Raw genomic sequence first — 11,615 nt, 5'->3', positions numbered from 1 at the left:
TATTCTCTTTGTAAAAATAAAATCTGCGAAATCTGCGTGCTACCATTTTACATTCTTCATTCTTTTATCAGCATCTGCACCGGTTTCATTCCATACGGTGAACCCTGCTGAATAGCATCCAAAATTGCTCCGCCACCGGTGAAGAAATAATAGCTCGGGTCATTTTGTGCCATGGCAAATATTCCGGGAAGATATTCTTTAAAATCCTGAATTGTATCACCTCCACCAAAGAGTTTGATTGCTTTTGGGCATTGGTCAATCAATGAATACATAGCCATAGAACCCTCAGGATAAAGAGCTGTGAAACCCATAACAGCATTCACAAAGATAGTTCCTGCTTCCTGAAATACCTTTTTAATTTCTTCGCGGGTAAAATTTTCAGCGCTTGTATCCAGAACATAATTTAGTTTCGTTCCCGGCTTGAGGGTTTGAACCTCCAGTTCTTTTGTCCCCTGTCTTTTTTCTATTCCCTCATTTTCTATAATTATAGGCAATTCCACTATCTTATCAAGGTAGTCCTTGCTATCAATGATAAACTTATTGGCAAATTCAATATCTTCTTTTGTAACACCTTCAATTTGGATTTTATATTTACTGCAAAGATACGCATTATAAATTACCCCTCCTAAAATCAGCTTATCGGCTATTTTTATCAGAGAGGAAAGAGGTCCTATTTTAGTATCAAACTTGGCACCCGCAACGATAGCCAAAAAAGGACGCTGGGGCTCAAACACCTTATTTAAATTCGCTATTTCTTTCTGCATTAGCAATCCCGCATAAGAGGGAAGAAATTTGGCAATATTATAGGTGCTGCTATGCGCCTGCCAGGAACCGAAAGCATCGTTAATATACACATCGGCATAGTTAGCTAAACTTTGGGCAAAAATATCTGCACTTTCATCTTTTGCCTCTTCCCCTTTAAACCAACGGATATTAGGCAAATAAACAAAATCTGCTGCTCCCTTTTTTAGTGCCTGAACAGCTTTGCCGATAGGAGCTATATCCGTTATTCCGATCTTGCTTTCCGCTTTACAATCCGGAATTAGACCCTGCAGTTGGAATTTATTCTCCAAATATTGAACTACAGGCAGAACAGAATCTCCTTCGGAAATGTTAATAATACCCGTCTTCTTATCAAAGGGTCTGCCTATATGCGTCATCAAAACAGGCAAACCGCCTTTTTTGTAAATATGCAGCAAGGTAGGAATTGTGGCATCAATGCGCATAGTATCCTTGATGATGCCATTTTTAACTACATTATGATCCATCCGCACTAAACAGACCTTACCTTTTAAATCGGCATCCAGCATATTAGCTATCTTGGTCATTTCCTGTATCTCCTTTTTATATAGTTAATTATATACTTTTAGAGATTAGAGTATTGTTTTGTATTATTAAATTGGATTTATATCTTAAAATGAGGTTATTCGTCAAGCTATTTCTCTCACAGATTTCACTGATTACACAGATTTGATTTTAGAAACGAGGATTGCAAAAACAAAGCTTTGAAGATTTGAATATTAATAGGATAAATTTAGCATAGGGCTGAGAGCTGGGGACAGAGAAAAAAATAATAGGTCTGGAATGAATAGGATTAAAGGGATTTTAGGGATTATTAAATAGGAAAAACGACTTAAAATATACGGAGCTTACAAGTTATTTCACTTGGGTAGATAACATTTGTCGCTTGTTAACTTTCACCTGCCAGAAACTTATGTGGTATATATATCCCTTAACGGCTCTGGCATTCAAAAATAAAATCTGCGTAATCTGCGAAATCTGCGTGAAACAACAGCTCTGGCATTCAAAAATAAAATCTGCGTAATCTGCGAAATCTGCGTGAAAGAAAAAACGGAGGAACGCTGTCCTCCGCTTTTAGCTTTCACTATTTTACATTCTTCATTTTACCAACGCGGCTTTCTTCACAAAGGTCTCTTTCCCGGCTTGCATCTTTATAAAATATATCCCCGTTCCGCAAGCACTACCGGAATTATCTGTGCCATCCCACAGCAATTTATGGCTTCCCTTCTCTTTTTGTCCTATAGCAAAACTACGCACTATCTGGCCGCGGTTATTGTATATATCAATATTAACATTTGCCGGTTGCTCAAGTTCATACATTATTGTAGCCGAAGGATTAAAAGGATTGGGATAAATTGAACGAATTCCCGTAACCAATGGAATTTCCGGAGTTACATTATTACCACTACCACCAAAAGTTACACTCCTTGAACCGTAATAAGAAACTACTCCATCTATATCCTGAATTTCCAACCAATAATAATATGTGCCGGGTTCATAGAGTTCATTATCATTATATACATAAACCTGTTGCTGAGAAGTATTGCTTGCCGGAATTAAAGAACTAATCCTCACTGCTGCAGACAGGTCATTCACTGTTGCCCGATTAACATAGTAACCATTTACTCCTGTTTCGGATTGTGTTGCCCACATCACGGTTATCCCACCCTGGGAATTAATATATGCCATAAAAGCGGATAATTCCACCGGCAAAGTAGCATCATTTTCACTTAAAACTATTGGAGTTACATCTCCCCCCGTTGGATTTACTGTATTAACTCCGCTGGGCCAAACACCATCACTATCTGTAGCTTGAGCATATAAATCACCATCGGAAAGATTCCTACTCTCAATACGTTTGATTCCGGAAAAACCTTTTGCGCCAACTGAATTGGGAATTATCACACCCCAGGCACCATCAACTTTATCAACATTCGTCTTATAGGAAGGAAGTATTTGAGTGACATTTGATAAATCTAATCCATCATCCTCTATAATACTACCAGCTATAGGTCTTCCAGTTCCTTCTACATTATCATAAACAAACACAAAGTTCTTTGCCGGTGACCGAGAAACACCATATAAGAATGTTCCCTGGTTAACATCATCCGATGTACCAAAATTGATCACCTTAAAGGAATTAGCAGTAGTTAAACGCATAGTTACGCTTGATCCTCCCGCACCATCATTGAGCATAATTCTATAGTATAGATTATTTCCGGGAGTAAATCTTGTATTACCTGATGGTTCCCCCATAAACCAACCAGTATAAGAACCATTGGCATCAGTTGTGAATTCCGAATATGCTCCCTCAGTGCTCATTCCTACTGAAGTATTACGAGAGATAGTATTATCTGAATTAACAAACCAGCCAATACCAGCACCATTTGTTGATGCATCATCAGTAGAAACAACAAACTGTCCAAAATATCTATAAGTAGCACTAGCGGTCAGATTTTCTAATCTTAATCTGCAAGCCCAAGGTAAGCGTTGGTTATTTGTTACATTTTTACCTTGTATATATTGAGGTAAAATAATTTCTACTATAGTAGGACCACTTGCTGTAGTCCAACTTATTTGAGGAATAGTTCCATCTGTCTTATAATTGATATTTGTTCCGCTATTGGTATAGGGAAATATTTTGAAATAATAGGTAGTACTGCTGTTCAGATTAGAAAAAGTGGCTGTTTGAACACCTGTAGCTATATTTTTTACTAAAGTTTCATCGGTTTCTGCTGTACCATCTACAGGATTAACAATATTACTATAATCTCCAGTAGCTGCTTTAATTAGATAACCATCAGGAATAATGCTACCAGTTGCGTCAGTCCAGCTTAATGTAATTTGAGTTTTGGGATCTGTACCATTAGCGGCAGTAAAATTTGTACAATGATTACTGGGCTCTGGTTTACAGACAGTTCCACTGCAGGTTACTGTTTGAGAGGTAGCACCTGTAGAACTTACTGTTATTGTCTCATTATTATAGTCACCTGCACTTAACCCTGCTTTCAAACGCACATAAATCGTGGTCTCGCTTACAGTGCCTCCACTTTGAGTTAGTGTTAAAGAAGAACTGAATGTTCCCCCACTGGTTTTAGAAATTTCATAATGTTGAGCAGGGCTTGTTGGTACCGTAATATTGATATCAGCCGTTAAATTAGAACCTTGAACCGTAAAGGTCTTCTCACTTGAAGGTCCGCTACCCTGAACATAACTAAAACCGGAAAGCGTTGCAGGATTTACTGTGATTGTTGGAGTGCTAGCAGCGGTTCCTGTTAATTTAATATCATCTATTCTAAATTGAGGACCTGTACTAGTTTGTGTAAATCTAATACGCAAATTTTGGGCAGCTGGAATAGTTCCAGAGGGTGTAATAAGTAACCATACTGCAGTTCCAGTACCTGTTGGTCTGGAATATGTTAATGAATTCCAATTAGTACCATCTGAACTAACTTCAATACTTAATTCATTATTACCTGCAGTTGTATTTTTATGATGTCCTAAAGACATACTAATATTAGAATAGGAAGAAGAATTAATGCCTTCTATTAATAAATATTTACCTACAGTATTTGTAAAAAAGACATTTGCAAGTCCTGATGCTCCAGTATATCCAGATGAAGGATTAGTATTTCTTATATCCGCAGTTCCTGTAAATGTTGCGTCATCATTATCAAAACCATTGTTAGTTTCGTGTGTAGCAATTGATGTAGTAGCACTTACTGAACCAAAGGTTTCACTAAAGAAAACTGTTTGTCCCCAACTTATACCTATCGTACATAAGCATAATGTAAATATGAAAAGTAGCTTTTTCATTTTTCTCTCCTTTTATTTATTATGAAAACAGAATATTATCATTTCATTCATAAGATACGGATAAAAAGTTCTCCAAATCTTGTCAAGCTTTTTTTTAAGGAATTTTCATATTTCAAGCAATTTTTTTACACCGAGAATACAGAGAACACCGATAAAACCGAGAAAAAGGAAGAATTATTAAATATGTTAATCAGCATAATCCATCAAATCCGTATTGCTAATTCAATCTGCGTTATCTGCGTTATCTGCGTGAAACAAATTTTCATTTTAACGAGGGGCTTACGCCACCTTCTACATTATTGTTTCGCTCTTTGGGGCTTTGGTTGAACCAGGAAAGGTAAAAATATAAAATAGAAAAAAAGTCGGGGCTTTCATTCAACGAGGGGCTTACGCACCCATCGCTATCATTGTTTCGCTCTCCGAGCTTTTTTGTAATTACATTTTATTATCAAATAAAAAAATCCCTCAAATCCCAATCATCCTGTTCATCCCCTACCTATTATCAAAAAAAATCCCTCAAATCCCAATCATCCTGTTCATCCCCTACCTATTATCAAAAAAAAATCCCTCAAATCCCAATCATCCTGTTCATCCCCTACCTATTGTCAAAAAAAATCCCTCAAATCCTAATCATCCTGTTCATCCCCTACCTATTATTAATTAAAATCTGTGAGAGCCCATTTTTTCATTTTTGATTGACAAAATAAGGGCTTCCTCCAACAAGGAAACAATAAAATATACCTAAACAGGAGAACAAAATGTCCAATCAGCCACCTCAGAATCAAATTCAGATTAAGATTGACGAAAAGGTCGGAGAAGGCACTTATGCCAATTTTTTCGTTATTACCAATTCTCCTTCCGAATTTATTATGGATTGCGGAAGAATACTTCCAGGAATTCCGGATGCCAGAATTTATACCCGGGTTTTGATGACTCCCTCGCATGCCAAGCAATTGATGCAGCTTTTAGAGAAAAACATAGATTCCTACGAAAGCCAGTTTGGGGAAATCAAAATTTACGGTCAGCAGGATAATAAACCGGTAGGGTTTAAGCCGGAGCCCAAGAGCTAAGGGTGAACGGTGAAAAAGTGAAAAGGTGAAAAAGTGAAACACAGGAACTAAATTGTGGGTTTAACCTAAAATTATAAAATTAAAATCTGTGTTATCTGTGTTATCTGTGAGAGCTTAATTAGGTGAAAAAGTGAAAAAGTGAAACACAGGAACTTAATTGTGGGTTTAACTTAAAATTATAAAATCTAATCTGTGTTATCTGTGTTATCTGTGAGAGCTTAATTAGGTGAAAAAGTGAAAAAGTGAAACACAGGAACTTAATTGTGGGTTTAACTTAAAATTATAAAATCTAATCTGTGTTATCTGTGTTATCTGTGAGAGCTTAATTAGGCGAAAGGTGAAAATTAAGTCAGGAGTCGTCATCGCTTATATAACTTTCACCCTTATCTCAAATTCGTTTAGTGATGAGGACTAATGATGACATATATAATTTTTTGCAGGATAAGCCATTTTTTATTCCTGAGAAAGCGGAAATCCACATAAGATAAAAAATATTTACGCCTTTTAAGCCGATATATATATTAAAACCTTCTCCTTCCCTACTGTCCTCTCAAATGGCACAAATATCTCTGTTTATATGCACAGAAAAAAAGTTTAAGAACTCTTTCATACATTTATGATGAGCATTCAATACTCTAGCGGGGAAGCAAACGGAAAAAATTATTATTTGTGTAGCCGTAGCTCCGCATCCTTTTTTTTACGATGTCCAAACCATGTTTCACCTTTTCACTTTTCCACCTTTCCACTTTTCCAATTTTCCACCTTTTCACTTTCTTGCGAAGGAACAGCATCCTCCGGCTACGCATTCTCTTTTTCTCTATGTGAAAAAATCTTTATTCTTCAAAGAACGCTTTCACAAACGGCACAGCTTTAAACGGCAGCAAATCCTCAATCCCTTCTCCAACGCCTAAAAGTTTAACCGGTAATTGCAAATTATATTTCAGGTTAAAAATAATACCTCCTTTGGAAGTTCCGTCATATTTAGTGAGAGCAATTCCGGTTAATTTCATTGCTTTATCAAAATTATGAGCTTGGGAAACGGCATTTTGTCCCGTTGTGGCATCTACAACTAAAATCACTTCGTGAGGTGCATCAGGAATAAGTTTCTGGATAGTGCGTTCAATTTTGGTCAGTTCCTTCATCAAATTATCTTTGGTATGTTGTCTGCCTGCAGTATCAATTAAAACAACATCATAGCCACGTGCCAGAGCGGAATGAACACCATCATAGATAATAGCGGCAGGATCGCTATCCGGTTGCGAACGAACAATTGGCACACCTGCTCTTTCAGCCCAAATAGCTATTTGTTCAATAGCGGCAGCACGGAAAGTATCTCCAGCAACGATTAAAACCTTTTTTCCCATTTGGTTAAATTTATAGGCAACTTTGCCGATGGTAGTGGTTTTGCCAGTACCGTTTACACCTACGAAGACAACCACATAAGGTTTTGCTTGCGGTTCGGCAAAAAAATCGGGTGTTTCTTCATTTTCCGCCAGCAGGATATCTCTCATTACATCTGTAAGATAAATCTGAGCAATTTCCGGGTCGGTAACTTTATCCTTTTTCAGCTGTTCTTTAAAGCGGGTTAAAATAATATCTGTCATTTCTATTCCGGTATCACAGCTAAGCAGAATTTCTTCAATTTCCGCAAGCATTTCTTCATCAACAACTTTGCGTTTTTTAACGGTCTCAGTTATTTTTCCCATAAAATTGCTATTGGTTTTAGCGAGCTTCTCTTTCAGGTTTTTAACGATGTTTAGCACTTTTTTATCTCCATTTTTAATTATTATTGTTGACATTATAAGCAACTGCGTTAAATTTGTATTTAGGGGCTGGAAGTCAATATAAATTTGTTTCAGCCCTGTTCTGAATGCAGTTCAGAAAACAAAAATGAAGGTTTTGCATGGAACGCACAAAGATATTACCGAGGGATTTATTACTGCTCTTTTTTCCGATAATAGCAGCAATCTTAGGGGGGTTGCTTTTTTCGGGAAGTTTTATTGACTTTACTGATAATTCGGGTGGTAGAGGCATCAGTCAGGCAGAATTATATTTTGCTCTCAGTTTTTTTATTGGAGCATTAGCTTTTGGTTACAGCTGTCTTCCTAAAAATGTATTATTGGGTTTACAAATTTTTATACCGCTTTTATACGGTCTTTTAATGCTACTTCGCTTTAAAGTGGAGCTCAGTTTATTTTTACTTTTTCTGCTCAATCTGGTTTGCGGTTTTGTGTTGTGGCTGATTTTGCGTTATACTTATTTTTCCAAAACCCTAATCACAATACGGACTTTAATTTTTTCAGTTGCTTCGGCTTTGGTTTTAGGTGTCTATTTTAAGCTCTTAATGTCCCTTTTGAAGCAGGCAAAAGGGGCAAATACTTTTATGGATTATTTTCTTAATGCCTTGGTCTTATTTATTTTCATTGGTGTTGGCATTTCGCTGGCTATTTTAATTATAACCCGCAAAGATATTAAGGAAGAGAGTAAAAACCTGAGGGAGGACGAAGAAGACGATGATTTCTGATCGGAATTTCTTTGTTATCAAACCGCAGATAAATGAAGAGGGCAAATTTATATGCCTGAATCCGGTTGATTTGTTTCATAATTCCCATTCCTTGTATCTGGAAATCGGTTGTGGCAAGGGTGAATTTATTGCCCGCTACTCCATTCTGCATCCGGAATACAATTATATCGGTTTGGAAGCGGCGGAAAAAAGAATCAACAACACACTCAAGAAATTAACGCCGGAACAAAACCCCAATGTGCGTCTTATGCGTTTGTATGTTGATAATTCAATCTGCCAGCTATTTCCTGCAGAATCGGTTTCCGGGGTTTTTATTCAATATCCTGATCCCTGGCCCAAACGCAAACATCATCGCCGTCGTTTAATTCAACAGGAATTTTTGAGTTCTCTGGCAATGATTTTAAAACCGCTAGCTCAAGTTCAAATCACCACTGATAATAGCGATTATGCTACCTGGATTTTAGATGAGTTTTTAGCTCATCCCAGTTTTATATCCGTCTATGAAGAACTTATGCTTAAAGAATCACCTTTTGAAGAACATATTCCCACCTGGTATGAATCCGAACAAAGGCGACAGGGCTTTGAGCCACAATATATGTTATTTAAACGAATTTAGGAGTAAATAAAAATGAGTTACAATTTTAGTAGCAACTATCAAATCAACAAAATGCTCAATAGTGTTGTAGAAAGCATCACTAATTTGGCTGAGGAGCAATTATTACATATTCAAAGGTTAACGCGTATTGGCGAATCACTTTCTTCAGAAACCGACTTGGATAAAATATTTGATATGATTCTGGAAGAAGGAATTTCCTTTACCCGAGCCGATGCTGCCACAATTTATACGGTTAATGAGGATGCCACCAAACTTCAGTTTGAAATTGTGTATAATGCTACCTTAAATTTACGCAAGGGAGGAACGCGGGGACCCGTAAACTGGAAAAGCATTGACCTTTACGATGAAAAAGGCAATCCGGTAGATAACAAAATCGTTACCAATGTTTATCATCACAAACAAAGCTTATGTTTCGCTGATGTATACAAAGCGGAGGGCTACGATGTGAGCGGAACTATGAAGACCGATAGAGAAAATAACTATCGCTGTAAGTCAATGCTAACTATACCCTTAAAAAATCATGAGGATACTGTTTTAGGGGTGATTCAATTCATCAATGCTATGGATGAAGAAGGAAACATCGTTTCTTTTACCGATGAGCATAAAACAATGCTTTCTTCGCTTGCTTCGCAGGCAGCTATTGCTCTTTCCAATAAAAAACTGATTGAGAATTTGGAAGAACTATTGAATCAATTTATCCGTTCCATTGCCGGTGCCATTGAAAGAAAGTCCAAATACTCTTCCAATCATATAACCCGCGTAGCAATGCTGACGGAAATGATAGCCACTAAAATTAACGAAAAGGGAGAAAAATATTTCCCGGGACGCAAATTCAGCGAAAACGAACTAAAAGAACTTTCTATGGCTGGCTGGATGCACGATGTTGGTAAAATTGTCACTCCTGAAGCAATTATGGATAAAAGCACAAAACTGGAAACAATTTGTGACCGCATAGAGCTGGTAAAATTGCGTTTGGAAAAACTGGAACTATTGCTAACCTGCTTGCAGTTAAAGCTAAAGGAAGATGAATTTGCCGATTTTATCCATCAAAATATAGACAGCGAACTGGAGCCCGCGGATTTTCGTAATTATCTTGCTAATATAACCAACTTCCTTATCAATGTAAATGTAGGCAAAGAATTTGTTGATAAAGCCGATTTAGAAAAAGTGGAAAAACTCGGAAAGATAAATTTTGAATATGAAGGAAAGCGTTACTTTATTTTTACGGAAGACGAAAAAAAGAATATGCAGATTAGTGGCAGAGGAACATTTACTCCTGAAGAAATGAAAATTATGCAAGATCATGTTGCCATCACCTGGGAAATGCTTTCTCAACTATCTTTCCCCAAAAAGTATGAAAATGTAGCTTTCTATGCAGCTACTCATCATGAAGCGCTCAATGGAAAGGGTTATCCTAATGGCTATACAGCGGAAAAATTACCTTTGCAGTCCCGTATTTTAGCTGTAGCAGATATCTTTGAAGCATTAACCGCTTCCGATAGACCCTATAAAACAGCCAAGACCTTAAGCGAGTCATTAAATATTATGGGTTATATGGTTAAGGAAGGTCATCTGGATAAAGACCTAGTAAATTTCTTTTTGGATAGCGGACTTTACAAAGAATATGCCGATCGCTTTATGAATAAGGAATATATTGATGAGGTAAATATTGATTCCATAAAAGCCATATACACTAATCAATGACCGTTCCCTTTTTAAATAAGCCACTTCTATTTTTAGCCCCTTTAGCCGGCTATAGCGATTCCGCATTTCGCCAAATTTGTAAAAATTGGGGAGCTGAGGTCTTATACAGCGAAATGGTTAGTGCTGATGGCTTAACCAGAAATTCCGCTAAGACCTTACAATATGTTCAGTTTGATGAGTCAGAGCACCCTTTCGGCATCCAAATTTTTGGCAGTAATCCACTCATAATGGCAAGAGCGGTTGAGGTATTATTACCTTTAAAACCTGATTTTATGGATATTAATATGGGCTGTCCGGTGAAAAAAGTTATCCGCAAGGGAGCTGGTTCAGCTTTAATGCAGACCCCTTCTTTAGCTGGAAAAATAGTTAAAGAAGTTAAAAATGCTCTCTTAGGGAGGATACCTTTAAGTGTTAAATTTCGTAGTGGATGGAATTTCCAAAATCAGAATTATTTACAATTTGGATTAATGTTGCAGGAATGCGGAGCCGATTTTCTCTGTTTGCATCCCAGAACTTCAAGCCAGATGTTTTCGGGCACCAGCAATTGGGAACAGATAAAAATCCTGAAACAAAATGTCCAAATTCCGGTTGTTGGAAATGGAGATATTAAAACTCCGGAAGACGCACAAAGAATGATAACAGAGACCAATTGTGACGGAATAATGATTGGTAGAGGTGCTTTAGGGAAACCCTGGCTTTTTGCGCAAAGTCGCCAGCTGATTTCTACCGGAACTTACAATCCTGTAATCCAAAAAGAAATCGTGAAGACCATTTTTGCCCATTTGGATAAAGCATTGCTGTATAAATCGGAAGATGTTGTTGTGAGAGAAATGCGTGCACATCTTTGCTTTTATACTAAAGGCATTTTAGGAGGAGCTGAATTACGCAATCAAATAAATCATACAGAAAACATTAGCGAACTGAAAGCAATCATCCTGAAGGGATTTTCGCGTATAGGATAGTGCGGGCTGAGAGCTAAGAGCAGAGAGCAGAGGGATACTTGCAAGTTAGGAGTCGTTAGCGCGTTGATAACTTTTTGGCTGTGAGATAATTTTTTGGCGCTTATAACTCGTGACGACATATT

At 37.3% G+C, this 11,615-nt stretch carries 9 protein-coding genes; 5 read left to right on the top strand and 4 right to left on the bottom strand.

Annotation, left to right across the window (positions count from 1 at the left end; genetic code table 11):
- Window positions 1–56: 56 nt before the first annotated feature.
- The 3 genes from CLOAM_RS09290 to CLOAM_RS03835 all read right to left on the bottom strand — a co-directional run bounded on the left by CLOAM_RS09290 (window position 57) and on the right by CLOAM_RS03835 (window position 4,617).
- The gene (locus tag CLOAM_RS09290; protein WP_015424543.1) at window positions 57–1,328 is read right to left on the bottom strand and encodes a phosphoglycerate kinase; all 1,272 of its coding nucleotides are present in this window, start codon (window positions 1,326–1,328) and stop codon (window positions 57–59) included.
- A 420-nt stretch (window positions 1,329–1,748) separates the two neighbouring features.
- Window positions 1,749–1,886, bottom strand: coding sequence for a hypothetical protein (locus CLOAM_RS09630; protein ID WP_157860000.1), 138 nt, complete (start codon window positions 1,884–1,886; stop codon window positions 1,749–1,751).
- 13 nt (window positions 1,887–1,899) lie between these two features.
- Window positions 1,900–4,617 (bottom strand): FlgD immunoglobulin-like domain containing protein, encoded by a 2,718-nt coding sequence (locus CLOAM_RS03835; protein ID WP_015424542.1) that lies wholly within the window; start codon window positions 4,615–4,617, stop codon window positions 1,900–1,902.
- Between the two features lie 758 nt (window positions 4,618–5,375).
- On the opposite strand from CLOAM_RS03835, the gene CLOAM_RS03830 reads away from it, so the two are divergent.
- A complete protein-coding gene (locus CLOAM_RS03830; protein ID WP_015424541.1) occupies window positions 5,376–5,687 on the top strand; it encodes a DUF3467 domain-containing protein in 312 nt (103 codons plus the stop codon).
- Window positions 5,688–6,520: 833 nt separating this feature from the next.
- Here the strand turns inward: CLOAM_RS03830 and ftsY are convergent.
- Window positions 6,521–7,486 (bottom strand): signal recognition particle-docking protein FtsY, encoded by a 966-nt coding sequence (ftsY, locus tag CLOAM_RS03825; RefSeq protein WP_044278908.1) that lies wholly within the window; start codon window positions 7,484–7,486, stop codon window positions 6,521–6,523.
- A gap of 104 nt (window positions 7,487–7,590) precedes the next feature.
- Between ftsY and CLOAM_RS03820 the strand changes: the two genes are divergently transcribed.
- Genes CLOAM_RS03820 through dusB form a run of 4 tightly spaced genes read left to right on the top strand, consistent with a single transcriptional unit; the run spans window position 7,591 to window position 11,493 of the window.
- Window positions 7,591–8,211, top strand: coding sequence for a hypothetical protein (locus CLOAM_RS03820; RefSeq protein WP_044278907.1), 621 nt, complete (start codon window positions 7,591–7,593; stop codon window positions 8,209–8,211).
- Complete coding sequence (trmB, locus tag CLOAM_RS03815; RefSeq protein ID WP_044278906.1) at window positions 8,201–8,827, top strand: tRNA (guanosine(46)-N7)-methyltransferase TrmB; 627 nt, start codon at window positions 8,201–8,203, stop codon at window positions 8,825–8,827. The genes CLOAM_RS03820 and trmB overlap by 11 nt, the downstream gene beginning before the upstream one ends.
- A 12-nt stretch (window positions 8,828–8,839) precedes the next feature.
- Window positions 8,840–10,531 (top strand): HD domain-containing phosphohydrolase, encoded by a 1,692-nt coding sequence (locus CLOAM_RS03810; protein ID WP_015424537.1) that lies wholly within the window; start codon window positions 8,840–8,842, stop codon window positions 10,529–10,531.
- Window positions 10,528–11,493, top strand: a complete 966-nt coding sequence (dusB, locus tag CLOAM_RS03805; RefSeq protein ID WP_015424536.1) for a tRNA dihydrouridine synthase DusB — start codon at window positions 10,528–10,530, stop codon at window positions 11,491–11,493. Before CLOAM_RS03810 ends, dusB begins: the two co-directional genes overlap by 4 nt.
- Window positions 11,494–11,615: the final 122 nt, after the last annotated feature.

It is taken from the genome of Candidatus Cloacimonas acidaminovorans str. Evry (genome assembly GCF_000146065.2).
GTDB lineage: Bacteria > Cloacimonadota > Cloacimonadia > Cloacimonadales > Cloacimonadaceae > Cloacimonas > Cloacimonas acidaminivorans.
The sequence above is the reverse complement of the archived record's forward strand: the minus strand, read 5'-3'. Positions and strand labels throughout refer to the sequence as shown.

Bases quoted from the DNA above. Each gene is read 5' to 3' on its own strand.
- CLOAM_RS03830 (WP_015424541.1), top strand. From the start codon at position 5,376: ATGTCCAATCAGCCACCTCAGAATCAAATTCAGATTAAGATTGACGAA.
- ftsY (WP_044278908.1), bottom strand. From the start codon at position 7,486: ATGTCAACAATAATAATTAAAAATGGAGATAAAAAAGTGCTAAACATC.
- CLOAM_RS03810 (WP_015424537.1), top strand. From the start codon at position 8,840: ATGAGTTACAATTTTAGTAGCAACTATCAAATCAACAAAATGCTCAAT.
- dusB (WP_015424536.1), top strand. From the start codon at position 10,528: ATGACCGTTCCCTTTTTAAATAAGCCACTTCTATTTTTAGCCCCTTTA.
- CLOAM_RS09290 (WP_015424543.1), bottom strand. From the start codon at position 1,328: ATGACCAAGATAGCTAATATGCTGGATGCCGATTTAAAAGGTAAGGTC.
- trmB (WP_044278906.1), top strand. From the start codon at position 8,201: ATGATTTCTGATCGGAATTTCTTTGTTATCAAACCGCAGATAAATGAA.
- CLOAM_RS03835 (WP_015424542.1), bottom strand. From the start codon at position 4,617: ATGAAAAAGCTACTTTTCATATTTACATTATGCTTATGTACGATAGGT.
- CLOAM_RS03820 (WP_044278907.1), top strand. From the start codon at position 7,591: ATGGAACGCACAAAGATATTACCGAGGGATTTATTACTGCTCTTTTTT.